This window comes from Marinobacter sp. 1-3A, assembly GCF_016597775.1.
Classification (GTDB): Bacteria; Pseudomonadota; Gammaproteobacteria; order Pseudomonadales; family Oleiphilaceae; genus Marinobacter; species Marinobacter xiaoshiensis.
Map to the genome: position 1 here is coordinate 1 of NZ_VCGZ01000003.1, position 25,657 is coordinate 25,657.

18 protein-coding genes are annotated in these 25,657 nt (G+C 49.8%); 5 read left to right on the top strand and 13 right to left on the bottom strand.

The window, feature by feature from the left end:
* Nucleotides 1-558 precede the first annotated feature (558 nt).
* The gene (locus tag FE848_RS05165; RefSeq protein ID WP_200201701.1) at nt 559-2,253 is read right to left on the bottom strand and encodes a DUF3987 domain-containing protein; all 1,695 of its coding nucleotides are present in this window, start codon (nt 2,251-2,253) and stop codon (nt 559-561) included.
* Between the two features lie 368 nt (nt 2,254-2,621).
* On the bottom strand, nt 2,622-2,849 hold the full coding sequence (locus FE848_RS05170) for a helix-turn-helix transcriptional regulator (protein ID WP_200201702.1): 228 nt from the start codon (nt 2,847-2,849) through the stop codon (nt 2,622-2,624).
* A gap of 135 nt (nt 2,850-2,984) precedes the next feature.
* Between FE848_RS05170 and FE848_RS05175 the strand changes: the two genes are divergently transcribed.
* Entirely contained in the window at nt 2,985-4,241 is a 1,257-nt protein-coding gene (locus FE848_RS05175) for a hypothetical protein (RefSeq protein ID WP_200201703.1), read from the top strand.
* Nucleotides 4,242-4,388: 147 nt separating this feature from the next.
* On the opposite strand, the gene FE848_RS05180 is transcribed toward FE848_RS05175, so the two are convergent.
* A protein-coding gene (locus tag FE848_RS05180; protein ID WP_200201704.1) for an IS3 family transposase occupies nt 4,389-5,473 on the bottom strand; the annotation gives its coding sequence in 2 pieces (ribosomal slippage) (nt 4,389-5,212 and nt 5,212-5,473; 1,086 coding nt in all).
* Nucleotides 5,474-5,870: 397 nt separating this feature from the next.
* Between FE848_RS05180 and FE848_RS05185 the strand changes: the two genes are divergently transcribed.
* Nucleotides 5,871-6,539, top strand: a complete 669-nt coding sequence (locus FE848_RS05185) for a response regulator transcription factor (RefSeq protein WP_200201705.1) — start codon at nt 5,871-5,873, stop codon at nt 6,537-6,539.
* Between the two features lie 251 nt (nt 6,540-6,790).
* Here the strand turns inward: FE848_RS05185 and FE848_RS05190 are convergent, their stop codons facing one another.
* Nucleotides 6,791-7,030, bottom strand: coding sequence for a hypothetical protein (locus FE848_RS05190; RefSeq protein ID WP_200201706.1), 240 nt, complete (start codon nt 7,028-7,030; stop codon nt 6,791-6,793).
* 347 nt (nt 7,031-7,377) lie between these two features.
* Here FE848_RS05190 and FE848_RS05195 point away from each other — a divergent pair, with 347 nt between their 5' ends.
* Complete coding sequence (locus FE848_RS05195) at nt 7,378-8,700, top strand: sensor histidine kinase (RefSeq protein ID WP_200201707.1); 1,323 nt, start codon at nt 7,378-7,380, stop codon at nt 8,698-8,700.
* A gap of 87 nt (nt 8,701-8,787) precedes the next feature.
* On the opposite strand, the gene FE848_RS05200 is transcribed toward FE848_RS05195, so the two are convergent.
* The 4 genes from FE848_RS05200 to FE848_RS05215 form a co-directional block, all read right to left on the bottom strand.
* Nucleotides 8,788-11,985 (bottom strand): efflux RND transporter permease subunit, encoded by a 3,198-nt coding sequence (locus tag FE848_RS05200; protein WP_200201708.1) that lies wholly within the window; start codon nt 11,983-11,985, stop codon nt 8,788-8,790.
* Between the two features lie 14 nt (nt 11,986-11,999).
* A complete protein-coding gene (locus tag FE848_RS05205) occupies nt 12,000-13,244 on the bottom strand; it encodes an efflux RND transporter periplasmic adaptor subunit (protein ID WP_200201709.1) in 1,245 nt (414 codons plus the stop codon).
* A 24-nt stretch (nt 13,245-13,268) separates the two neighbouring features.
* Nucleotides 13,269-14,486 (bottom strand): TolC family protein, encoded by a 1,218-nt coding sequence (locus FE848_RS05210; RefSeq protein WP_200201710.1) that lies wholly within the window; start codon nt 14,484-14,486, stop codon nt 13,269-13,271.
* Between the two features lie 589 nt (nt 14,487-15,075).
* Entirely contained in the window at nt 15,076-16,257 is a 1,182-nt protein-coding gene (locus FE848_RS05215; protein ID WP_200201711.1) for a DcaP family trimeric outer membrane transporter, read from the bottom strand.
* A 402-nt stretch (nt 16,258-16,659) separates the two neighbouring features.
* Between FE848_RS05215 and FE848_RS05220 the strand changes: the two genes are divergently transcribed.
* Together FE848_RS05220 and FE848_RS05225 are read left to right on the top strand one after the other, a co-directional pair.
* Complete coding sequence (locus tag FE848_RS05220) at nt 16,660-16,956, top strand: hypothetical protein (RefSeq protein WP_200201712.1); 297 nt, start codon at nt 16,660-16,662, stop codon at nt 16,954-16,956.
* Nucleotides 16,957-17,093: 137 nt separating this feature from the next.
* Nucleotides 17,094-18,401, top strand: coding sequence for an ATP-binding protein (locus FE848_RS05225; protein WP_200201713.1), 1,308 nt, complete (start codon nt 17,094-17,096; stop codon nt 18,399-18,401).
* Nucleotides 18,402-18,428: 27 nt separating this feature from the next.
* Here the strand turns inward: FE848_RS05225 and FE848_RS05230 are convergent, their stop codons facing one another.
* From FE848_RS05230 to FE848_RS05250, 5 genes are all read right to left on the bottom strand, one after another.
* Entirely contained in the window at nt 18,429-19,958 is a 1,530-nt protein-coding gene (locus FE848_RS05230; RefSeq protein ID WP_200201714.1) for a hypothetical protein, read from the bottom strand.
* A gap of 74 nt (nt 19,959-20,032) precedes the next feature.
* Nucleotides 20,033-21,439, bottom strand: a complete 1,407-nt coding sequence (locus tag FE848_RS05235; protein WP_200201715.1) for a hypothetical protein — start codon at nt 21,437-21,439, stop codon at nt 20,033-20,035.
* 377 nt (nt 21,440-21,816) lie between these two features.
* Entirely contained in the window at nt 21,817-22,431 is a 615-nt protein-coding gene (locus FE848_RS05240) for a cation transporter (protein ID WP_200201716.1), read from the bottom strand.
* A gap of 53 nt (nt 22,432-22,484) precedes the next feature.
* Complete coding sequence (locus FE848_RS05245; protein WP_200201717.1) at nt 22,485-22,913, bottom strand: MerR family transcriptional regulator; 429 nt, start codon at nt 22,911-22,913, stop codon at nt 22,485-22,487.
* 216 nt (nt 22,914-23,129) lie between these two features.
* Nucleotides 23,130-25,454: a heavy metal translocating P-type ATPase gene (locus FE848_RS05250; RefSeq protein WP_200201718.1), complete on the bottom strand. Its 2,325-nt coding sequence runs from the start codon at nt 25,452-25,454 to the stop codon at nt 23,130-23,132.
* Nucleotides 25,455-25,657 lie beyond the last annotated feature (203 nt).

Sequence of the window (25,657 nt, forward strand, 5' to 3'; positions counted from 1 at the left end):
GGGGGGGGGGGGGGGGGGGGGGGGGGGGGGGGGGGGGGGGGGGGGGGGGGGGGGGGGGGGGGGGGGGGGGGGGGGGGGGGGGGGGGGGGGGGGGGGGGGGGGGGGGGGGGGGGGGGGGGGGCGGGGGGGGGGGGGGGGGGGGGGGGGGGGGGGGGGGGGGGGGGGGGGGGGGGGGGGGGGGGGGGGGGGGGGTGCGTAGACTTCGGTTTTCGATCGCTGGAGCATGAAAGTAGGCATGGGCCAATGCACTGAGTGGGTGAACGGATGCCGGCGCATGTAGCTGTGAATGTCAGCGAGTTCTGCGACTGGTGGTCGAGCGCCAGACGATGCAACAGGAGGCCGATGAAGCCCTGGAACGGTTAAACAAGAGACCGGTGACTTTTGGCGGACTTACCCTCTAACCCCACAAGGCTATGGGGAGATTGCTGCTCGAGCTTTCTAAGCGATACCTAGGTTACTTAAAAACGACACCTTTGTGGAAGCAGCTCCGGAAACCATCGGCACCTGTGATGCCTTGGATACGCTTATTGAAGCGGCTTTTGGCATGGAGGCGATTCACTAGCTATTGTTGAGCAATCTAGCCTGGTTAACCGCGTAGTCAAGAGCTTGCTGGTTGAATAGAAGTGGCGGGTTTAAATCGAGGATAACCATGGGTTTAGTATTGCGGCCTTTTTGATCAACACAGGGGACAGTTCCGATGTTGATCTCCCCGTTTTGTTGAAGCATCTGAAGGGCATTATTCAATCGGGCAACGGGACGTAGCGATGAGCCGGTTGTTGCAAAGCTTTTGCCAATGTACCGAACGCCTTGTGAGCGTTTATCGTTGATCCACTTGAGCAGTTTCATGACGTCCCGGTCTTCTTGGGAAGTCGGCCGGAATACGTTTTGGAATTCTGTGGAGAAGCTGTTGACGAGCCCAATCGCTTGCCTCAGGGTCTGGGCTGAAATCTCGTCGCATTCCCGCTGATTGTAGCCATGGATCACCAGCGCGACTCTCAACCACTGTTCTGGTAAACGGTTTCCATGATCCCGGAATTGCTCATACCGGCCACCAGGGCGTAGCTCAATGTCTAGCTCTGCACGCCCCTGGTACCACATGTCTAAAGCATCCCTGGAAAGCTTCAGGCGTCGACGGTCAGTTCCGCATTCAAAAAGCTTTACGTTTTGATCCAGCAGCTCAGACGCCCAAAGGTGATAGTTTTTTTCGGTAGCTGGGCCGCCAACGTTTGGTTGAAAGTAATTTATTGAGTTAGTTGACGAGCGATGCTGATATCCAATGGTGGAGTGTGGGCATGTGAAAAGACAGCGAGAGAGGGTACCGGTTCCACGCATTCGGTTGTTATCCCCACCAAATGCTTTTTCCATGATGTAGGGTTGGCCGAAAATAAGAGCTGTAATGGGCGAGTTGTGGCTTTCATCCCCCCGTGTGACAAGCTGCTTGCTGGTTTTTTCTCCGCTGAAGCCTTTGTTAAGGACGGAACTCTGATTTTTGATGCCTTTACTTAAGAACTCCTCCCCTTCAGCTGAAATAATGGCCAGACTTTGGATGCGGTTATCTTTGATGAATTTGGTGATTGCCGCTGGGGTTGCTTCACTGAGAATGCCTAAACCAACGGTTGCCGGTGGCGGGGGAGCTTTGCTTGTATGTTTTTTTAAGGCATATTCTAAAGTCTTTACCCTCTTTACCTTTGCTTGATATTTGGGGTCATCGATTTCTGAGCTAGCCCCAGCCTCTGTCGGCATTGCAACGTCGACTTCCTCTTGTTTCTCCTCTTCGGCTTCAGTTTCAGCCTCTGCAAGCAGTACGGCAGCTTCCGTTTTGGCTTTTGATAAATTCCGCATCAGCGCTTTGCGAGTTCGCTCCCATACCTCTTTCTCCTGGGTGTGTTCCTCGGCCAATTTCTGGTGCTTGGCAGTGTGAGTAGCGATGAATTCGTTAATGGGGGCAGTGAATCGATCCATGACGGAAGACTTGCCGGCGGCAGGCTCAAGTGCGGCAAACAATAACAGTGAGGCCGAGGTGGTATGGCCACTTGGTGACTCAAGTTCGACTAGGCTCTGCTGAAGAAAGGCGCCTATACCAAGCGCTGCCTGAATACACAGAGTAATCGGTGCTTTTGACTCCTGTTGGTAGGTATGGATGATGTCATTAAACAATTCACCCGCCACTCCTGTTAAATACAGACAAGAAGGGAAAGGCAGTACGGGTGGAACCGGAATCGAATCCAGAGGTGTTTCATAAGGGTACGGCATTCCGCGCTCCAGTCTTTTGAGTAGTTTATCGAATGTTCAGTTTTGTGGGTTTGGCCTGTAACGAGAGGCTGAGTCGACAACCAATGATGCACCCCAGACCGACAATTTTTCACTGTCTTTGTCGGTGTTTAGCCATTGCCAGAACCGGCACACCTTGCATACCAGAACCTCCCGCACTGTGAACAAACATGACGCCATTCCGAATGTTGAGTGATCCGGTGCTGTCTTGACCTAATTGCACTGGGCAGGAGCGACTTCATGCCGGTGTTTTCGGTACGGACTGACCCGCTCATCAAGTCGGCTATGGACATCAAGCAGTCACCGTCGTCAGCCTAGTTACGGCAATGGAAGACGATTTATCATGATCATCACCGAGCCTCTATTCTTGCCTGAAGCCAGTCAATGACTTCTTGTTCAACGTAACCAACGGAACGCGCGCCTAGTTTTACGGGTTTAGGGTAATCCGGATCGTAGCTTGCTGATTTTGCATTCAGTTTCGCAAAATGGGTTGCTCGGGAGAGCGACGTCATTTCGAGAACCTCATGGACTTTTAAAATCTTCAAAGGTGTAGTGGTGGTTATTGATGGTGCGTTCATAAAGGCTCCTGCACAAATTACGCTTTGGATTCAGGTACAATTGCATCAGATACCTCAAGGTAGCGACATCAAAACCCCATGGGAAATATCTGTAAAATCATGGAAAAAACTTCAACAACAAGCAGTTACAGAAACATGCTCGACACATTGGATGAACGTCTAACCGAGCAAAAACACCGCCATCTGTGGCTTTTTTTGTACTCTAGCCGCCATGCCCAACTTCAATTGCAGAATCCTCAAAGCCGCGAAGACATCAACTGGGATGAAAGCATCCAGCTAGTCAAAGACACGCTCAGCTTGCTCAAAAAATTTGCACCCAAAAAGTTCCGAGCGGCTTTCATTACATCAGAAAGAATAGCTGCTTTGCTAAATGAGTTTTGCTTCGGCATCACATATGCTTTTCATAGAAAACACCTATCAGACGGTTTCATCGATATTCGTTTTGAAGAAATGCTGCGAGACTATAATTACTTTATAGATACGCTCAAACCAAAAGATATAATCACTATCTCTAAACTTCACGAGCTCACTTATAAATACGGCTTCGCAATTACAGAACTCTGGCTTCCCATTGAAAACTCAAGAGCAATAATGGATGCTTTGACGAAAAATAAAGTAAGGGTTGACGCCCTCTACTCGATTCCTTCTTTTGTTTTTGTAAAAAAAGGAAATCACCCTAGCGGCATTCAAATATCAATAAGCGACTACGAATATGCGATAAATGACCCGTGGGATTTACTTATATACACAGAAGAGAATGGAAATCTAAAAAAAATAAGGGATAAACTATCTGACCTATGGAACACCCCAGGGAAACAATTTATTGGCAGCCCCAGCGACTACAAGATAGCTTTATATGTAGACCGAAAAAAAAGCAATATTAGCCAAACGATGTCTACTCTAAGACTTCAGATCGAACACTTGAACGAATATCTCAGCGGCCCTACCCTCATACCAACATCAGAAGACCTATACATAAAGAATAAGGACAAAAAAGAAATACGAAAAAAACTATCAAACATGATAGATGGCATCAGATTAAGTGAAGGACTAATTTCAAAACGCTGGACTGTATATAAAAGTAATGTGCGTCGCTCTATAGGGCTTTACCTATGGGACAGGGTGAATATATTCAATATCCCCCAGAAAAGCAGAAGAACTCACATAATTGAATTGATCCATAAAATAAAATCCGAAGACCCAGAAACTCTTAACCTATATCTCGGAAATTTCAATGAGTATAACTCAGATAAAGAAACCACAAAATATGGAGACCTAGCGAAGTATCAGGAAACAGTTATAAGGGAAATGGATGCAGATTATTATTTAACAGATTATTGCATTAAAAACCATGAATATCTTACACCTTACGATGTGAAGACCAGAGGCTAAGTCACGTCAAAAAATAGTCATGCCTTGGTCATCAGACACCTCGCTTATGATGGCGGCATTACCACCTACGTTGGCGTCCGGAATCATTGAACCACTACAGGCGACAACTGTAATCCCCCCATTCATAACCGCTCTTTTGAGTAGAGGTTAAGCTACTTCCAGCAGCCTGGATGGGGGTATGCCTCCAATGGCCGTGTTGGGTCGTTCGTTGTTGTACTGCCATAGCCACTGAGTTGCCAATAACTGGGCATGGGCGATGCTTTCGAACTGGTGCAAGTCCAGCCATTCATGCCGTGCCGTCCGGTTGAAGCGCTCGATGTAGGCATTCTGAGTGGGCTTGCCGGGCTGAATGTAGATCAGCGTTATCCGGTTTCTGTTGGCCCAGTCTATCAATGACTGTGAGATATACTCTGGCCCATTGTCACAGCGAATGGAGGCGGGCTTGCCGCGCCATTCAATGATCTGATCCAGAGCGCGAATCACCCGCTGTGCGGGTAATGACAAGTCGACTTCGATGCCCAGTCCTTCCCGGTTGTAGTCGTCGATCACATTGAAGGTCCGGAACGTCTTGCCGCTGACCAATTGATCACTCATGAAGTCCATCGACCAGACCTGGTTGGGTGCCGTCGGAACATCCAGCTCGCCCGGATAATCCCGCTGGATTCGTCGCCGGGGCTTAATGCGCAAGTTCAGCTCTAACTCCCGATAAATGCGATACACGCGCTTGTGATTCCAGGTGTAGCCCTTCACGTTGCGCAGATATAGAAAACACAAGCCAAAGCCCCAGCGTTTGTGAGTCTGGGTGAGTCGTAACAGCCAGTCAGCCACCAGAGCGTTCTCGCCACTGAGTTTCGCCTGGTAGCGGTAGCAGGTTTCGCTGATGCCGTATACCACACAAGCCATCCGGATACTGAGGCCATGTTTGGCCACGCCCTTTCTGGCCATCTCCCGGCGTTGAGATGGCCTTACAACTTTCCCTCCAGGGCTTCCTGACGGAGCTCGGCCTTGAGCCGCTCTTCGGCGTACATCTTCTTCAGGCGGGCATTCTCAGCTTCCAGCTCCTTCAGGCGTTTCATCATCGATGCGTCCATGCCGCCAAACTTCGAGCGCCACTGATAGATCAGCGCCGTGCTGACGTTGTGCTCACGGGCCAGCTCAGCCACCGGAACTCCGGCTTCATGCTGTTTCAGGATGGCCATGATCTGGCTGTCGGTGAATCGAGACTTCTTCATCTGTCGCTCCTTTTGCGATCATTGTAAAAGTCTCTACTCAAAACCTCGATTATTTTCTGGGGGGATTACAGTGCAAGATGGAATTGCCAGACGGTTACAAAGGGCGTTACCTAGGAGATGCTCATTAACAGAGCAGGCTGTTTAAATTAATTCGGACAAGAACTTTTGGGCTTTCTGGAATCTGGTTTTCAAGCGGCACCCAACGAGCGGACTGACCCAAAGCCCTTAACCTTCCCATCTGTCTTCAAAGTAATGCATTTTTCAAGTTAAATTCAGCTTTATCTGTTGGAATGCTAGCCTATTTCGATCCTTGACTGTGAAGCATTTGCTCGCTAAGGCGACAGGGCATGAACGTTGATGAGCTCAAATTCTCTAACACAAGGAACTCTCCCTTTAAATGAAACTTTTAATCGTTGAGGACAATGTAGTACTTGCAGAGAAGATGTCTGGCTGGCTAACAAAAGAAAACTACACTGTGGATGTAGCCAAAAATGGGAGCGAAGCCAGGTTTTTAGTTGAAACAGGCAGTTACCAAGCGATAATTCTGGATATTGGCCTGCCAGATGAAAATGGACTTTCTTTAATGCGGAAATGGAGAAAAGATGGGAAGGCAGAAGCGATTTTGATCCTGACAGCTCGTTCTAATTGGACTGAGAGAGTAGAGGGATTGAACGCGGGGGCAGATGACTATCTTCCCAAGCCTTTTGAGTTTGATGAACTTAAAGCAAGGCTCAACGCGATTATAAGAAGAAAAGATGGAAGGGTAACCGATGAACTTTGTGTTGACGGCTTTCGCCTCAATTCGACCTACAGAACCTTAACAACTCCTGATCAGAAAGAATTCAGGCTTACGGCAACGGAATATCGCCTTCTCCAATGTTTCCTTCGATCACCAGACAGAGTTTTTTCTCAGGATAATCTTGTTGAATCACTTTATAATATCGAAAGATGCCCGTCCAGAAATGTAGTTCAGGTGTATATAACAAGGCTTAGGAAGATACTTGGGAAAGATCGGATAAAAACATTAAGAGGGCAGGGTTATTTTTTTGCAAGAGATCCGCATTAATAATTGTAGCAATTCAATGATTCAGCGCCTCTCGGCAGGTAGTGATCTAGCCATCAGAAAGAGGTGTATGTCATCAATATCAGGAGCGGCAACGGTGGCGTTATTCGACAGACATACGCAACTTGTAGGCCCGCTGTGATGTTGATTGGCAACTCTCATCCCGCCCTTGGGGTTGTATAGATTAGCTAACTATGGCACTGACTGAGAGTCCAGCCAGTAAATCTGACTGGACTCTCAGTGAAAGTCAAAACTTATTGCTTTTTCAAGAGTTCACCAATTAGTTCTTTGATCTGACGATGCTCTTCCTTCAATTTTTTTACCGTATCGCTCTCTTCAACTTGATAGCCAGAGGAGCTGTCATCAACACTCTTAACAGGAAAACTCCTTGCTTCGTTATATCGATCTGCTTGCCCGCCATTACTCCCTGCAAGCGCTATGGAAGCCCCACTACCAAGAAACGCCGTCATTAAAATAACAGTTACTCTCTTCATAAAAACTCCGGTTTATTTCGAATTAAATAAGGAAACTTTCATCTGCGTACGCACTTAGTAGAACATTGAAACCTTAAACACACTTGAAAATTGACGGAGTTTAAGAATTTTCATATTTTCTGTACGACAAAGCGCAAACCTGAATATCGATCTTAAAACCGTAAAAAAGCAAAGGTGTTCATCTGCGGGTGGATAACGGGCTATCAAGCTCTGCAATCATCGTAGGCATTCTTTGCATTCTTTGCATTCTTTGCATTCGTGCGAGTTGCGACACGCAACAATCCAATCTATGCTCACGTGCTCAACCACCTTCCTAGCCTTCCGCTTAATCAACACGAAGTAACAGCATGGCAGCGCAGAAAAGTATCCGAAAAACTGCACTCCAATACGGAGCCATTTTCAGCCTCCTGTATTTTCTACTGATTTTTTTCTCACACACCTTTGTGATAGATCAGCTATCCAACGAGTCCAGAAAACACCGCCTTGGTAAAGAGGTGGAGAGCCTTCGGGCCATCATCGAGACGGAGTCACCAACGAGTAGCGAAATCAGCAGCATGGTCGATCGATTTCAGTTGCTACTGGAACACGCCCTCATTGTCGAAATGAAAGATGGAAGCGTTATCACCAGCAACAATGTAGATCAAAAAAAGTTACGCATGGTTTCTGGAAAGCCTGCCGGTTTTATAAAGATACGTCGAGGAGCGGATGACCTTCTCGGCTTAAAACAAGATGCCCCGATTGATAGCTCACTCTCATCGATCACCATTCTGGAAATGGAAAACGGGCTCGCTGAGCAATCATTGGGGGCTCACTTGAATTTGCTTACTGCCTCCGCGTTGTTGCTGGTTGTTCTCTTAACCCTGGTTGCAACCACTACTTACCTTGCTTTGAAACCGATCGGACGCATCAAAGAGGACCTGCAGCGACTTCAATCAGGCAAACAAAGCCGCCTAAATCCCCACGTACCGGATGAATTCAGCTCATTGATCAAACAACTTAACAATTTACTTGAGCTCGCAAGTCGTCGCCTTGAGCGCCACCGCCGCCTCAACTCAGACCTTTCTCACATGGTAAAAACCTCGATTTCGGCCAACCTTGCGATATTGTCGGACACAAATTCACTGTCGCCATCCCGCGATGACGTGGGCTTCATGATCTCCAATCTAAGGGACCTGAACCGCTCCTTGAGCTATCGAATGAGCAAGGCTGATATCTCGGGTAGACAAATGGGCCAGATATGCTTACCAATTCAGATAACGAGCAATGTAGTTACCGTCATGGAGAAGATTTTTCCCGACAAGCACTTTCGTATTTCAACTGACTTGCCAAACGACTTCAGTTGGCCCATGGAGCGACAGGACTTATCAGAATTGCTCGGTAACCTGCTAGAAAATGGAGGGAAATGGTGTCAAACAACAGTTGACATTTCGATAAGCCTGGCCGCTTCCGCATTAACCATAAAAGTCGCAGACGACGGTTCTGGAATTTCACCGGAATCGGCCGAGAAAGTAATGAACAGAGGTTGCCGGCTTGACGAGACCGTTAACGGATTTGGGCTGGGGTTATCCATCGTGTACGAAATATTGGAAGACAATTTCGGACAGATGGAGATTGGTTCATCAAAAACAGGGGGAGCAGAAATAACAGTTACGCTTCCTTTCCCAGAGTAGAGCGCTACGGTAGTCCCGTAAGTCCTCCTAAGTTGGCGGGAACTACCGTCTCATATATGTGGCTTGACGTTGCACTTTCGTTTCTATTTACCGTTGCATGTCACCAAGTTTGGCTTTTGAGAAGCGTGTAAACAACACCGGCAGCACGAACAGCGTCAGGAACGTTGCAGTCACCAGTCCACCTACAATCACGCTGGCCAGCGGTTTCTGAATTTCCGCTCCCACCCCCGTAGACAAAAGCATAGGGATCAAGCCGAGAGCCGAGGTAATTGCTGTCATCAAAACAGGACGCAAACGCGAAACGGCCCCTTCAAACACCGCAGCGTCAACGTTTAACCCATCCTTGATGCGCTGATTGATGCTTTCGACCATCACAACCCCATTGAGGACAGCCACCCCAAAGAGCGTGATAAAACCGACCGAACTGGGTACCGAAATGTACTGCCCTGAAATCCAGAGTGAAAAGACCCCACCAATGACAGCAAGCGGCACGTTGACAAGGATTAACAGCGCTTGGCCAACTGAACTGAAAGCAAAGTACAGCAACAACGCAATCAGGCCTAATGATACAGGGACTACAATAGCCAACCGTTTCTGAGCTCGCTGTTGGTTTTCAAACTGGCCACCGATATCGACCGAATACCCGGGGGGAAGATCCACTTCTGACTCGATAGCCTCCCGTATATCGGCAACCACGCTGCCCATGTCACGACCTTGGACATTGGACTGAATGACCACACGGCGTTGCACATCGTCACGTCGCACTTGAGGGGGTCCCGACTGAATCGAGACATCCGCAACATCACCAAGCCTGACCCAGGCCCCAGACGGTGCCTGTAGCCGGAGATCGGCAATGGCATCCCTGTCCTCCCGGAAACGCTTGGCCAAACGCACGTAAATATCATAGCGCTCATTGCCATTGATGATCTGACCCGCTGCAGAACCGCCCAGGCCATCTTGGACGACGCTCATTACGTCGGCCACCGCAAGACCATAGCGAGAGAGTGCCTGGCGATCCGGTTGGACTACCAATTGCGCCTCACCAGCAATCTGCTCCATAGCCACGTCCCGCGTACCCTGCACAGTTCGGACCGCAGCTTCGATCTGCTGACCTTTCTCAGCAAGCACATTGAGATCCGGACCAAAGAGTTTAATGGCGAGCTGTGCACGGACACCCGATAACAACTCATCCACCCGAGTTGCAATAGGCTGAGAAAAGTTGAAAAGTAATCCCGGATGTTGTTCGAGCCTCTCCTCAAACAAGGCCTGCAATTCGTAACGATTGCTGGCGCTGGTCCACTCTGATGTTGGTTTAAGACCAATGTAAATCTCAATGTTATTCACTGGCTCCGGATCACCACCTATTTCCGCTCGTCCGGCCCGAGACAAAGCATAGGTGACTTCAGGGAACTCCATCAGCATGGACTCCAACTTCGGTGCGACTTCAAGAGCCGTATCAAGGCTTGACGAAGGAGCCAGAGTCACCCGCAGATTAATGGTTCCCTCCTCCAGTTCGGGAACAAACTCTGTGCCAAGTCGCGGGACTACGAGCGCGGCCAGCACCACGAGAACTGCCGCCGCGCCGACTACCAAGCGCGTGTGATCCAGAGACCAGGTGAGACCTTTGCGATAAAGCTTATCCAGAGGTTTTAACACGAAGCTTTCCCGCTCCCGGATACCGTTCCGGAACACAAATGATGCCAGCGCGGGCACAATCACAAGCGCCACAATCACAGCGGACACAATGGCCAACATTATGCTGATTGCCATAGGCTGGAAAAGTTTGGCCTCAACGCCTTCAAAACTGAATAGCGGCATGAAAACGACCAGTATAATCGCGGTAGCGAAAAAGATTGGTCGCGCTACTTCACGCCCCGCTTCCTGAAGTCGCAGCGCAATGCCATGGTCATCGTGGGATACGTCCAACGGGTCTGGCTCATTCTTGACCAATTCCTCCCGATGGGTGTCGTGCTCAGCGTCGGGATGCGTCAGATGCTTGAACATGTTCTCGACCATAACAACGGAGCCATCTACCAGCATGCCTATTGCCACTGCGATCCCGCCGAGAGACATCAGGTTGGCGGACAGTCCGAACCAAGCCATGATCATTAAGGCGATACCAATTGAAATAGGTATCGAAAGTAACACCAACATCGTCGCTCTCAGATTCATCAAGAAAAGAGCAAGCACCACAGCAATAAAGACGAATGCCAGCAATAATGCATTGGTTACCGTTTCTACCGCTTTTGTCACCAGATCCGCCTGATTGTAGTAGGGTTCAAAACGAACGCCTTCAGGCAGCGCTTGGTTTATGCGGTCAATGCGAGCTTCAATCCCGTCGATGGTGGCTTTGGTGTTGGCCCCCATTCGTTTCAGCACAATGCCGGAAACGACTTCACCCAGTTGTTCCACCTGACCGTTTTCGCCTTTACGGGTCATGGTCACGGCGCCCTGGCGAATTTCAGTGCCAAGTTCCACCTGGGCCACATCATCCACAGTCACAGTGATTCCATCGCTGGTTTTAATGGGCACCTGACCGATCTGCTCCAGACCCTGCTCGCCATTGCCTAACCAGCCCATACCGCGAATAACCAACTGTTCCTGTCCGCGGCCCATGTACCAGCCCCCGACATTGGAATTGTTGTTTTCCAACGCTTCCATGATGTCGCTTTGTGATAAATCATAGGACAGCATTCGTGCCGGATTCAGGTTTACCTGATACTGTCGGACCTCCCCGCCAAACGACAAAATGTCGGTAACGCCCTCAGCAGGTATCAACAACAACTTGACCAGCCAATCGTGCAGGCTGCGCAACTCCATTGCGTCGTATCCTGAATCAGGGTCTGCGATCAACAGATATTGATACACTTGACCAAGACCGGATGTATTCGGGCCCATTTCAGGCACGCCAACACCATCCGGAATCAGTTCCCTGGCGGCCTGAAGTCGTTCAAATACCAACTGGCGCGCGAAATAGATATCGGTCCCCTCTTTAAACACCACAGTGACGCCGGACAATCCGGTCTTGGAAATGGACCGCACCTCTTCCACATCCGGCAATGCGTACATCACAGCTTCTATGGGGTAGGTAATCAGTTGCTCGACTTCCTCAGCCGCAAGCCCCGGCGCCTCTGTATTAACAGCAACCTGCACATTTGTGACATCAGGGAATGCGTCAAGATTCAGTTTTGGTATCTGAAACGCCGCAGTAGCGATCAATACCGCAAGGGCAATAAGAACAAGCAGACGGTTCTGAACCGCCCAATCGACAACTCGGTTGAACATAATGGCTCCCGGGATCAGTGGTTATGTGGATCAAAGCCGCCTTTGGCGATCTCAGAGGCTACGAAGAACGCCCCCTCAAAGACGACTCGCTTGCCTGGCGTCAGGCCGGAAACCTCACGGAGCCCGCCAATTGAGCGACCCAGCTCCACCTCTACTGGCTCATACTTCCCTTCGCTGCCCTCCACATAGACCGTCCAGTCGCCATCCGCTCCCCGCATCAGTGCACTCTCCGGTACCGCAAGCACCGGCTCCCTGGTTTGAAATCTGAAATAGACATCTGCAAACATTCCTGGGTGGAATCGGTCTTCCGGATTATCCAGTTCAAGCCTGACAACTCTCGTGCGGGTCACAGGATCAATCGTGTGGGCTTCCTGGGAAACCGTTGCCGTAGCCACGCGACCTGCGGCTTTGACTTCCGCTTCAGAGCCCTGCGCAAGAACAATATCAGAGCTTGCTGGAAGATGAGCCTCTACCCAAAGTTTGCTTTCATCAGCAAGAGTGATCAGCGGCTGACCAGCCTCGACTCTCTGTCCTTGTTCAAATCTATCAGTCAGCACAGCACCATCCACTCTGGCCCTGAGTGTGTATTCGCCCAGGCTACCCACGCCGCTAGCTTTCAATGCAGCAATATCATCAGCGTCTAGTCCATAGGCAAAAAGAGTTGCCTTTGAAGCCTCAATATTGGCCTTCGCGGTATTGAACCGCTGGTCACCAACCACCGAACGACCTAGCCCGCTGATTCGCTCCCACTCCGGGTAGGCCTTTCTGTAATCAGCCTGTGCCTGTGCCACCGTCTCACTAAACAGAGTCACTAACGGCTGCCCTTTGGTTACGTGCTCACCTAATTCCACGTGCCGGTTCAAAACCACTGACGCAACCCGAGGAGACACGTGATAGCTGGTATAACCGTTAGTCAGCAGCTCGCCAGGGGCATATACTTCATAGTCGATCTGGCGACTTTCCAGAGTGCCCACCTCGATACCTGCAATTTCTTTCTGTTTTACATTGACGCTTGCGGCAGTCGTTTCTTCATGCCCATCATTAGTCTCTTCTTCTTGAGCATGACCATGCCCATCGTCTCCCTCAGGCTCACGTTCGCCCTCGTGCTTGCCCTCTTGGCCAGCGTTTTCCTGGTGGTCGGCGCTAGCAGCGGCATGCTCATGACCTTTCTCGCTCTGAGCATCTTCTTGAGCCAGCACAAATTGAGGAGCGGTCACAGATAGGGACAATACAAATACAGAAATCAAAGTTTTTTTCATGATGAATATCCAGTTTCCAGAACATTATTGGAATGGGGTAATCAACTCGCCAGATTGGCGCAGAAGCTCGATCAAGCCAAGTTGGGCCTGTTTTTCGAGCTCGATGCCTGTTTTCAGACTTTCTGCTCGCTGGCCCAGAGCCTGAAGATATTCGGATGTGGAAATGTCACCGACCGTCCACTGCTGCTCAAGCAAGTCGGCGCTTCTTTGCACTCGCTCTTGAGATAGCTCTTTCCATTCGTTAAGTTGTTCGTCGTATCTTTTCCAGGCAGCGCGATCTCCAGCCAGTTCATACTGCTGTTTCCGATAAAGAGCCTTAAACCGCGCCTCCGCCTCCAGAGCACGTCGATTAGCGGCCCTAGTCTCGGCGCTGTAGTTGTTGCGAACATTCAAAGGCACCGAAAATGTAAGCCCAACGACATTCTCACCTCCGTCGCGCCCCCCTCTGAATCCGACCGTAGGCGTCGCTTTGGCCTTGCGCTTGGCGATCTCAATCTCACTCCTGAGCAGCTGCCATTTGGAGCGGGCAGCAACTACGGATGGATGCAACAACAAATCAGCATCACCAACCCGGGACTTAAGAGTTGGCCAAACGTGCTCGGGAATGCCGCCACTCTCAGGACTCCAATCGGGTAAGCGCTCCCTCACTTGAGCTTCCACCTGATCAACAGCAGCTTTCACTTGGGCAACTTCACTTAGCTGCCGGGAGAGGCTTAAAAACAGCAATTCTGCATCAGCGCGCCCCAGATCACCGGCTTGCTGGCGTTGCTCTACCTGTTCCAGCAAAGCATTCAGTCTCTGTTGCTGAGACTCGGCAATTACCTCATTCAGCTTGCTGGCACGCCATTCAACGAGCGCAAACATGGATTCTGACGTTTGCTCCAAGACCGCAGCACTCAAATCAGCTTGGGCGGAAAGCCGTGCAAGCTTTGCTTTCTCCTTTAGGGCACCCTGTTGATCAGACCAGTCAATCGTTTGTGAAAGCCCGGCCTCAAAGTTGTTTTCCGTACCTGTTCTGTCCGCTCCCAGTGACAGTTCCGGGTTATATAACGGTTGTTCGTTTGCCTCCGCATCGGCATTACGGGCTGCCGCCTGCTCTTTCATCGCTACCACATCCGGGTGCTTGCTGATCTGGCCAGAGAACCAACTCGCCCAATCAACGGTCTCCGCCTGACCTAAAAGAGGAATGCATAATAATACTGAACACAGCAGCGCCCGAGGCGAGTGCTTGCTTACCTTCATCGACTTTCTCCCGAAGCGATAAATAGCTGAAAAATCATGGGCGTACTTCGCCTATGACATGATGGGAAGAGGTCGAGATAATAAGTGCAAACTTTGAATTGAGTTTGAATTCGGAGCGGAATTCCGAAAAGAGTTGCTAGAAAAGCTTTTCATCACTTCGGCACCCTCCTGTCGGAAGCGCCTGATACAAACTAGTTACCAATCAATTCATCAGAGAAGATCATGTTTTGAGACGGGTTAGTGCCGCAATGGAGGAGTATGACCGCAACATCTACCTTTTCAGCGTTACCTTTGTTCTGGATTATGTCGCGCTGATCAAAGAATGCGCCGTGTCAGCGGAGGAATACTCTCGTTAGCCCCCAAGAATTATGGTGACGGGAATAAAGTTCCTGGCGTGTGATCGCGATAGCCATGAGTAGCACTTTTCGTACGAACTTGTGGTGAGTGCGTGAGAGAGGGGTCATTGCCGGAAATTGAGGCATGAGCTTAAAAAGCCTCTTTCCTTTTAGGTACCAAATTAAGGTTTTAACTGCCGGAGTTATTATTTACTCTGGCAGTTAAAAATCATAGCTAACAGGCCAACAGGCCGTTAAAAGTTGTACTGTGCGGCGAAAAGAAGGCGACTGGCGTCCCCATCATCGCCATCAACCTCATCTACCATGTAATACCCGTATTCGACGCCCATAGTGACCCTCTCAACAGGTGCCCATTGATAGTTGATCAGCACACTGGTATTTTTTTCGTGCTTGTTGTTTATTGTAGTGGCGCCAAGATCTGCAAGAGCATCGTCCCAGTCAACATTGGTCATACCTGCGCCGCCGTTAATGGAGCGACCACCACCAAGATCATAGCTCATTCCAATCGTTGCGCCGTAGCCGCTGATCAACTCGAGACTGCCTGACGAATCCACATACCCGTCCTCAGCACCATAGTTTTCTCCTGAGCGGTAAAGATTAGTGTTCGAGCCGTTGGTATAGTTGATTACAGCATGCAAGTTCAATGCGCCTGTCACGCCAAAGGTGACTGCACCAAATGCACCGTAGGCTATAGCGCTATCGTCCTGAGCGCCAGTATCGTAACCAACTTGTCTCAGAAAACCTGCCGTCGAGTATGAGAGGGCGCCTGCGGAGTCCTCCCAGCGAACCGACACTAGGGGCAGGCTCTCTTTCTCGCTACCGCCGCCGGCGCCATCAACCAAACCGTTATAGCTGAGCGGCTCTTCCAGTGAAACCGATAGCGGGCCGGTAGTGTATCTTACTTGGGCAGTACGAAATTGATTGCCAGCATTGCCAGGGAGCCCATCAAAGTCGATCGTGGGTGTTGAGCCGACAAAACTGGTGTAGTTAGACCAGTTTCGTCCCGCCAAGACGCCCTTATATTCACCATAAGCGTGACGAAGCCGGAAACCATTTCCATTGGTTTCAAAGTCACCCTCAACTTTCACTTTAAGGCCTGAGGGGTGAGTGGTTAAGACGCCAATTCGGCTCTGGAAGGCATCAGCGCCAAAGTTACCACCAGCTTCGTTCGCCTCATCACTTCCCGTGTTTATTTGGCTGAAATCCCCGGTACGCGCCCCCAAGGCAATTTCTTCGTCGATATCGTAACTCGCGTTCAGTCGAGCATACCCATATATTTCAACTGAAACATTTTTGAGTTCTGACATGTCGTCAGCGTTGCCCACGATTTTCATCGCGCTAGCAGGTCCCGCAACACCCAAAATCAACAGGGAAGTCGCCGCCTGTATGGAAGTTCCTAGTTTTGATCTTTTCATTTATTGTCTCCGAATTTTTATTGAATTTTTATCTGACCATCAAGCACATATTGCATACTTTGCGAAGTTTATTAGCCAGCACAGAACCGAGTCGAAAGCCACCTGACAGGTAGTTGGCCCTACCTCTCATAAAACCGTTCCGGACATCGCCTCTGCTCGATGATCGGTTTGCTGACCTTACGTTTCCTAACATACTGGCGAGTCATTAATAACAAACGAACTTGAAACGAACTTGAAAAAATGCCATTTCATATTTTTGCACCTCAACCTCCTATCGAGTCTATGCCTCGATATATGACAAACCTGAGCGTTCGTTCATGTTATTGATTTCATTTTTTCAAGCTGAGTTAAAGTTTATCTGCTTAGATCTCAGTGCAGCTCATTAAACTTAAAGGTGACCTTATGAGAAAAAATCTCTTACTCGTATCTCTCGCAGTATTATTTTTTACCAGCAGCATTAACGCTGCTGGGAGCAACTTTGACAATTTTTCGAAAAATACACTGACAAGTAAAAACATTGAGAACATGAAAAAATTGCATCGAGAAATTACCCAAGGAGCTGCATCAGAAGTAGGCATGGAAGCTCGTCGAAAATTGATACTTTCTGAGAAAGATGGCATTTATCACAAAATGGTGAAAACTGGTGATATTTCTCTATCGAAAACAGAAAAGTTTTCAACAGATCAATTTGATCATTAAAATAAGCAACTTTTTATAACCCAAGTGCATTGTGAATGGTCTCCACCATTCCTTTTTGCCGCACTAAGTTTTTAGTGCGGCCTTTTTTTAAATCTAACTATCAAAATAACCTTCCTTAATCATCAATTCAGTAGAAAATGTCCAAAAACCAATCATCTATAAAGCGAAAACTTTTCAAGTTCCTGTCACTTACCGGACTAATTTGCACTGGACTAATATTCACTTCACACACTCTTTTAATTGACTACATTCATGATGAGCTTCACAGGGAGCAACTGCAATCTGCGGCCAACCGGCTTTCAAATAAAATAGAAAATGATAAAAATGACACTAAAAAATCCACCATAAGCAACCATTATCTTTCACAGTACTATGCTTTCATTGAGGATAGCCACGGAAAATATTTCACGAGCGAAGATATAAAACCAAATATAGAACTCATAAGAAAATCCCGAAAACCTGGAATTTTCCATATCCTAGATAATGGCCTCTCCACGCTTGGTTACAACAAGACCTTTGAGGGCGAGAACGGTGAACTAAACATTACGATTATTGAGAGAGACTCTTACTCTCCAGGGGTTCTTGACAAGCTTCATATACTGATATGGACGATATCTTTTACAATTTTGGCTGTCATCACAATCATCATTTTCTTCGGGATCACCGTTGCGTTAAGGCCGCTAAAAAGAATGAGCACACAACTGTCTGCCCTAAAAAAAGGTTCTCGCAGGAGGCTAGATGAGGACGTACCTGAAGAATTCAGCGAGTTGGTAAAACATCTTAACCGACTGCTCGAGTCTTATGAAAAAAAATTGAACCGCTCACGTCACCTTGCGGCGGATATATCTCACAGCCTGAAAACCCCAATCGCCGTTATGAACTCTGTCGTTAGCAATGAGGCTATCCCTACAACGATCATTAACCAGCTTAAGGGTCAGCTTTCTGAAATGCATGAACTGATCGACACTCAAATGAGAAAAACCGAAATATCCGGCCAGTATACTGGAAAGGCAACACCGGTTATTGAAAAAACATTAGCGTTGGTCGACGTTATAAGCCGGATCTATCCCTCAAAAAAAATCCACCTCCGAGAAACGTTACCAAGAGAGTTAGTCTGGCCAATCGATGAGCGTGACTTTAATGAGGTGGTAGGCAATGTGCTCGATAACGCGGGAAAATGGTGTTATGAAGAAGCCTATCTTTACTTGAGCATTAGCGACGACACTCTAACTATCTTAATTGAAGATGATGGGCCAGGAGTTGCCTCGCACCATCTTTCCGACCTTACCAAACGCCAGAAAAGATTGGATGAAAAAACTCCCGGCTATGGTCTTGGCCTGTCGATTGTTGAGGAAATCATCAATGATTACGCCGGCGCCATGCATTTTTCCGTATCACCACTTGGTGGTCTTCGCGTATTAATCCAGTTCCCCTTAATCATTTGATAATGAGGTGGATGTTTTAGCCGTTTCTCAGTTACTAAATGGTAAAACAGCGCGATAAACCAAGGTTTCAAAGCCGGTGTTATCGTCCTGAATAGTAAGTTCATCAGGCGATAAAAAGAAGAGTCCTGTATTGCCAGACACTGGGTTCACCGGAGCTGGCGTCCGGAAACTTATCGACTTCGTTTTTGGAGACCGCCCGGTTTCCAGCGTTAACCAGTCAACACGTGTATCGTAAGCGCCGACCATGCTTTCTACCGCACTGGATTCCTGGGGGATCCCGATATTCAATGCTCCCCTGCTTGAGCGAAATAAAAGGCTTGGCAAAAACAGAGTCCGTCTCGGGCTAAACACTAACTCGGGCGACACATCGTAAATAATACTCGCACCCGCAACCCTTTTCCCGATCTCGTAGTCCAAATGAGGCCCCGCATCACCAGTGGGCAAAAGTGAAACTTCTCCTTGAGAGACTGTGACCATATTCAAAGGTTCTGATTTGCCCTGAACAACGGTCCCAATTACGCGAAACATTGGTGCGTATCTGCCCAATTTTCTGTAATTGGTTTTTTCTATTCCATCCGACAAGACTGATATTTTGTAGATCTCCGATCCAAGTCCCTCCTCTGAATAGAAGGATTGCCCAAGAATGGTTTCCTGAATACCATCAGAATCCAAATCCTGCAGTCCCAAGAGGAGGGGAATGAATCCAATAACGTTGGCCTCACCTTCTTTCAATTCGATCAAAGAGCTTGAGACACGGCGACCGTTCCACTGATTTAGTAAGAGGTAGCGGGAGTCGCCTGGCGCATACCAATCCATCCGGATAACCTTCTCTCGACGTGGGATCTCAATGGCGGCCAAGTTTCTAACGGATCCATCGGTATTGGCGATAAAAAATTTGATACGGCCTCCATCCTCCGCCGCAAAATAGTATGCATCACCAGACCGAAGCGCAGACAACGTCTTTGCGTTCGTGGGTAGCTTCACAAACGGTGCGACTGAAGAGCTTTCTCCAGAGAAATGTACACTATTTGTTTTAGCATCAGTCTGAACAACACCTATTAACCAGGTATTGTTGTAGGTTGCGACTGCCTGGCCACTCTCAACAATCTGGAAACGCAGCAAAGGTACGCCATTCTGATCTTCGTTCTCTTCCTGCCATAAGAGATCAGGAAATCTGGATCTTAATGTTGGCAGCACTGGCCTGAACGCTCCAGCCCTGTCAGTGACCACCGCCGGTATACCATAAAAGCGCTTCGAAACAGCTCCAACTGGGGGAGGGGTGCCAAACAGTATCTTTCCCACTGCCTCACCTTCGCCGACATTTTCAATGCCAAGTACTACAAAATCATTTGCTGGGGTGTCGGCATGACCAGAACCTCGTGCTATGACAAACAGCTCACCCACCTCAACAACGGCATCATTAATTGCGAGAGAGACTACTCCCTGATCAAGATCGACTTGAGTGACTTCTGCCTCGATTGCCCCCCTACCCTCAGCTGCGTATACCACACCTACTATCAACATTAAGGACACAAATACCGCGGAACGTGTAATCATAGAAACAGTTGACTCGATTCTGATTTCGTTTCGGGAATCAAACCAGAGCGATGAAGTTCCACCGCCCCGTTATGCTAGAACTTATACCTTACCCGCCCGGCGACATGGACAATGTCCTTATCGCTTTTGCCGTCCTGCAAGGCCGTTTCCTCCAGCGCATCCATGGCATCACCAGACGCCAGGTATGCAGCTTCCGCAGACAGTTCCAACGAAGGGTATGGGAAGTAAGAAACCCTGGAACCCAATTCCAACCCGAGATCTTGTGAGGACGATCCGTCTGTGAGCGCAATTCTCTCAGCCAAGCGATTGTAGACGATCATTCCGCTGACTGTGATGTTGGCAGCTACCTTATGATCAAGCTGCAGCTTGTTCATGAAATACCCCTTGTCCAGGATATAAGGCGTTTCCGCGAAGTAGTCATCGCTTGTCATATTTTCCTGAAAAATCATACTGTCGCTGAAATCTACATCCGTGGCGATGAAGGCATCGAAATCCTTATCCTGCTCATTCCCATCACCCGAAGCGTAAAGCACTGTGTACGTTAACTGGTTTGGTCCGAATTGAAGCCCAAGTTCTCCACGCCCCAGAAAAGTCGAAAGGTCATAGCTCGTATTTGGGTTCGTAGCACCATTGAGGGGAACAAAATTTACCCCCTCTATTGTGCCACTCTGAGCGATAGCTGTGCCTTTCAGGAACATACGACCCAGCGATGTTTCCTGTTCATAATCCAGTTCCAGCCCCAAACTCGAAACAGAGTACTTGGAGTTATCTGCAATGCTTTTCAGTTCATATTCTCTGCTATTTACCGTCCCCACTCCCTCAGCGACTTGATTGTTCATCTGATATAGATAAAACAGGCCCGTACTCAGGTTCGGCGAGTAGCGCTTATAAACATTGAGCGCGAAGTTATCGGCACCATCCCAGCCCTCATCTTGTTCTGAGTCAACACCGCTTTCATTGGAGGAGTCACCTCGCCCCCATAGCAATTGATAGTCAACACCGGAATCCAGCGATCCATTCCACACTGCGGCCGTGGCAGTTTCGTTCCAGACATGCCGGTTCACGGACACTGGTTGCAAACCTAACGTCACGCGCTGACCTAGCGTGCCGGGAACCAGAAAGTCTACATAGGCCCACCGTGTTTCGATGTTGACACCATCACCTGAATAGTCACCACCAGAGCCTTCGCCATAACGGATACCGCCAATTTCAGTCGCGAACACACCGCTAACGTTCTTATCTTCAGACGTCGCCTTTACCCAGAACCGATACTTAAGCTCGCCATAATTTTCAGTTGGCTCATCATCTTTCAAGCTACCGCCGCCCGAATTGCCACCTGCGAACCAATCTCTCTGGTTGGTATATGCTTGAAATCGATTATCCATATCGCCGTGAAACTCAAGCTCAGCTGCAGTTACAGCCCAGCTTCCCGATAATGTCGCCGCACCTGCAATCGCAGCGGCCAGAACGTTGCGTTTCATTTTATTTTCCTCCAGCTTACTTATTGATTGTGTGTATTTCCCGATCCGTCTGGGTGGTGATATAAATTTTAGGAGCCACCAAAACAAAGAAAAAAGGCAAAAAAAAGCGGGAATGAAGCATTCCCGCCAATACATACCTGATCTAACTCGCAGTCAGAATCGCACGCAAACCTTAAATGAACTTGAAATCTGGAGAAGAATGAGAAAAAGATATTTTTCCTGCATTCAGAGCATTACTCAATGTCGAATGGAAAACGTATGCTTGAACCCCGCGCCAAAGGCACTTTGCTTCTGGGCTCGCCCATAATTGAGTAAAGCAATTAATCTTATCCATCGCTAAGATTGCCAATATCGCCGTCCTGGCACACAAGTAATTGTTATTTCTCAACTCCATGTACTGCTTCATGATGTTCACTGTGGGCGTCACGCAGGATGCCGATGCCTCCCCATGCCGCGATGGCGGCTATCGCGACCCCGACCACGAGGTCGGGCCAACTGCCACCCAACCACCAAACAAGACCGCCTGCGACCAAAATCCCACCATTCGATGCGAAGTCGTTGAGGCTGAAGGTGTTGGCGGCCCGGATGTTTACGTCCGGTTCTTTCAGGCGGCCAAGCAGCCAGATGCAAACAAGATTGACGACGGCGGCGACCAGTGACATCGAGATCATCAATGGTCCCAATGGTTCAGAGCCGCCAACATAGCGTCTCCAAGCGTCGATCAAGATGCCGACAGCAAAGATTAATAGCAGGCCGCCCGATACGTTTGCAGCACCACGCTTCCACTTGGATGAGCGGGTCAAGGCAAAAAGGCTGATTCCATAAACTAAACTGTCGGATGTGTTGTCGAGCCCGTTGGCGATCAGAGCACTGGAATCACCTACGGCACCGGTTGCGAAGAACCCCGCCGCAATTGCAAGGTTAAGAGCAAGAACGATCCAGAGTGTGCGACGCTCTTTTTCATTTCCCTTATTAAACACGGGCTCTGACATACGTAAGGAAACCTATGGATTTATACACTTCATACACAGCCTTTTGCCAGCCGCTATATCCCAATCTCATCGTGTTCAGTCAGGCATTCTGAATGGTCACGCAAAACTTCCAAAACTTTGCATTCAACGACGCTATCGCCCTCACAATCGGCGACCATGCGTTTCAGTTCTTTTTTGAGCGCTTGCAGACGTTTGATGCGCTGTTCGACCTGACGAAGTTGGCGCCGTGCGATAGAATCTGCTTCAGCACAGGGTTGAGACGGATTGTCCGATAGATCCAAAAGCTCCCGGATCGAGTCGAGCGAGAAGCCGAGCTGGCGCGAGTGACGGATGAAGGCGAGACGGTGGAGATCCTTCTCGACGTATCGGCGCTGGCCGCCCGACGTCCGTTCGGCCTCGTTCATCAATCCTATTTCTTCGTAATAGCGGATCGTCTGAACCTTGGTTCCGGTTCTCCGCGAGAGAGTTCCAATTGCGAGCATGTGCGCACCTCACATCTACCGTGACTATAGCTTTAAAGGGTGCCTATCTCCCTTGAAGGGAATGAAAATTTCGCGCAACCTCAGTCGCTCGTGCAGTAGTCAGTTTCGATCCCTTAACGATCCGACATGCGGGGCGGCACGTGGCAAGGCGGGTATAACCTCGCCTTATTCTCTGTTTGCAATTTCATTTTCGGTTCGTGATTTGACTCTTTAAGTTCAATGCCCATTTGCCAAAACCCCGTGAGCCGCCTTTCCTCCCACTTTTGCTCCTTCCGACGGGTCGAGCCAATCCTTTTTGGGACGCAGCAGTCTCAACGCGTTGGCGACCACCAGCAGTGACACGCCGACATCCGCAGCGATGGCACCCCACATCGTTGCCATTCCGAAGGCCGTCAGCCCGACGAACAGCGCCTTGGTTGCCAGTGCTATGCCGATATTTTGATGGATGATGCTCATGGTCCGTCGTGAATGACGGATCAGCCACGGCACCTTGCCAATATCGTCCGACATCAGCGCAATGTCGGCGGTTTCAATGGCGGCGTCCGATCCGACCGCACCCATGGCGATGGCGAAATGCGCCCGCGCCATGGCCGGAGCGTCGTTCACGCCGTCACCGATCATTGCCACGACGCTGTGACTGGCAACCAGTTCCTGGATCGCCGTCACCTTGTCCTCCGGTAGCAACTCCGCGCGAACCTCATCAATGCCGACCTCTGCCGCCACAGCTCGCGCTGTGCGCTCGTTGTCGCCGGTCAGCATGATAATCTTTTTCACGCCCTGCTCATGCAGGCGTGCCACGACCCCTTTGGCATCCGGGCGGATGCGGTCGCGCAGTTCGATCAAACCCAGCAATCTATCCCCGGATCCAACGGCCACAAGCGTACTACCAGCCCCTTCAATCTGCTCCAGCACTTCGCGAGGGATGGCATCGCCAAGCCCTTTTTCGGTGGCAAAACGATCCGAGCCAAGCCATACAGATTGGCCATTCCACGATCCTTCAACGCCCCGGCCTGGCACCGTTTGTGTATCCGTCGCCGCAGATTGCTTTATTCCATCGTGTTCACCGCGCGCAAGAATGGCGCGTGCCAGAGGATGCGAAGAACGCGCCTCCAACGCGACGGCAGCACCCAGAAGGTCGCGCTCACTCGCACCGCCCAGGGGATGCAGACCCGCTACCTCCGGCTCACCCATCGTGATCGTTCCGGTCTTGTCCATTGCCAGCGCCGTCAGCCGCGACGGAGCTTCAACATAAGCACCGCCCTTGATCAGCACTCCGTTGCGTGCCGAAGCCGCGAGGGACGCAACGATGGAAACAGGCGTAGAAATGACCAATGCGCAAGGGCATGCGATCACCAGAAGCACCAGAGCGTTGTAGAACCAGTAATTCCACGCGCCCGCGAACAGCAGCGGCGGAACGACGGCGATTAGAACCGCCATTATCATGACGATGGGCGTATATACACGGGCGAATTTTGTGACCCACTGTTCAACCTCGGCGCGCCGCGAATGCGCATCGCCAACCATGTGGATGATCTTCGACAAAACGGTGTCACCAGCGGCCTTGGTGGCTCTTACCGTCAGCGTTCCATCGCCGTTAATTGTACCAGCATAGACTTCGTCTCCGGTTTCCTTGGCGACCAAGGCGCTTTCTCCGGTGATCGGAGCTTGGTCCACATCGCCGCGACCCTCGGTCACTTCGCCATCAAGCGGGATACGATCTCCACCCCGCACCACGAAACGATCTCCAACCGCAACCTCGGCCGCAGGGATATCAGCTTCTGATCCGTCCTCACGAATGACGCGCGCCGTAGGTGGGGCCAGGTCGAGCAATGCCGAGACCGCATTGCGGGCGCGCCCGACGCTCCAAGATTCCAAAGTCAAAGACAGCGCAAAGAAGAAGGCAACTGTTGCCGCTTCGAAAAATTCACCCAGCCCGATTGCCCCAGCCACAGCAACGATCATCAGCAGATTCATGTCTGGCGACAATCTACGCGCGGCCGACCAAGCCTTGGGCGCGACCAACCAAGCTCCGAACACGACCGCCAGCATGAACAGCCCCATCTCGATCAAGGGCATGGACATCTCGCCATGACCGGAAAATAGCCGCAGAGCACCTTCCGCTCCGGTCTCAACGATATGGTAGAAAAATCCCGCTGCCCAGAAACCGCCGCTTACCCCGGTGAAAAGACGTTGACGTGCAAAATGGGCCGCTTGATCTCCTTCAGCACTCTCAGCATCCCAAGCCTTCGCGCTCATACCCGTCGACCCGACGACTTTGATAATTTTGTCGTCGCTGAGCTGTGTAGCACTTTCGAGGATGGTCATTCGACCGTTCAAAACGTCAAAAGCCAGATGTTCGCTACCCCCGACTTCCGGCCCGACGACCTTATTGAGAATCGCAACCTCTTCGGCGCAGTCAAGTCCATTAACACGAAAGCTTCGCCTGGCGGGCGAAGAAGGCGCTGCCACTCGCGAGTCGGTATCTGCCTGCTGGCCGCAGCAGGATTTGGAATCGACTTCATGGGTTGCATTATGTGACATAGCGAACTCCTTTCATTTGCTGATGATTCCATTCTAAAAGCTTCAGCAACTAGAGGTTCAAGAACTTTTTTGCGACAACTCAGCGACCATGAGAAAAAAAGCAATTTGAATCAAAAAAATTAGTCTTGCTGACACCTTCTTTAATCATGCAAAAAAAGCTCTTGCGGCAAAGTGCACAGCAAGTCGCCCAGATATTGAGCAAC

What these genes read in the sequence shown, in the direction of transcription:
- FE848_RS05165 (WP_200201701.1), bottom strand. Translation starts at nt 2,253, where the DNA reads ATGCCGTACCCTTATGAAACACCTCTGGATTCGATTCCGGTTCCACCC.
- FE848_RS05170 (WP_200201702.1), bottom strand. Translation starts at nt 2,849, where the DNA reads ATGAACGCACCATCAATAACCACCACTACACCTTTGAAGATTTTAAAA.
- FE848_RS05175 (WP_200201703.1), top strand. Translation starts at nt 2,985, where the DNA reads ATGCTCGACACATTGGATGAACGTCTAACCGAGCAAAAACACCGCCAT.
- FE848_RS05185 (WP_200201705.1), top strand. Translation starts at nt 5,871, where the DNA reads ATGAAACTTTTAATCGTTGAGGACAATGTAGTACTTGCAGAGAAGATG.
- FE848_RS05190 (WP_200201706.1), bottom strand. Translation starts at nt 7,030, where the DNA reads ATGAAGAGAGTAACTGTTATTTTAATGACGGCGTTTCTTGGTAGTGGG.
- FE848_RS05195 (WP_200201707.1), top strand. Translation starts at nt 7,378, where the DNA reads ATGGCAGCGCAGAAAAGTATCCGAAAAACTGCACTCCAATACGGAGCC.
- FE848_RS05200 (WP_200201708.1), bottom strand. Translation starts at nt 11,985, where the DNA reads ATGTTCAACCGAGTTGTCGATTGGGCGGTTCAGAACCGTCTGCTTGTT.
- FE848_RS05205 (WP_200201709.1), bottom strand. Translation starts at nt 13,244, where the DNA reads ATGAAAAAAACTTTGATTTCTGTATTTGTATTGTCCCTATCTGTGACC.
- FE848_RS05210 (WP_200201710.1), bottom strand. Translation starts at nt 14,486, where the DNA reads ATGAAGGTAAGCAAGCACTCGCCTCGGGCGCTGCTGTGTTCAGTATTA.
- FE848_RS05215 (WP_200201711.1), bottom strand. Translation starts at nt 16,257, where the DNA reads ATGAAAAGATCAAAACTAGGAACTTCCATACAGGCGGCGACTTCCCTG.
- FE848_RS05220 (WP_200201712.1), top strand. Translation starts at nt 16,660, where the DNA reads ATGAGAAAAAATCTCTTACTCGTATCTCTCGCAGTATTATTTTTTACC.
- FE848_RS05225 (WP_200201713.1), top strand. Translation starts at nt 17,094, where the DNA reads ATGTCCAAAAACCAATCATCTATAAAGCGAAAACTTTTCAAGTTCCTG.
- FE848_RS05230 (WP_200201714.1), bottom strand. Translation starts at nt 19,958, where the DNA reads ATGATTACACGTTCCGCGGTATTTGTGTCCTTAATGTTGATAGTAGGT.
- FE848_RS05235 (WP_200201715.1), bottom strand. Translation starts at nt 21,439, where the DNA reads ATGAAACGCAACGTTCTGGCCGCTGCGATTGCAGGTGCGGCGACATTA.
- FE848_RS05240 (WP_200201716.1), bottom strand. Translation starts at nt 22,431, where the DNA reads ATGTCAGAGCCCGTGTTTAATAAGGGAAATGAAAAAGAGCGTCGCACA.
- FE848_RS05245 (WP_200201717.1), bottom strand. Translation starts at nt 22,913, where the DNA reads ATGCTCGCAATTGGAACTCTCTCGCGGAGAACCGGAACCAAGGTTCAG.
- FE848_RS05250 (WP_200201718.1), bottom strand. Translation starts at nt 25,454, where the DNA reads ATGTCACATAATGCAACCCATGAAGTCGATTCCAAATCCTGCTGCGGC.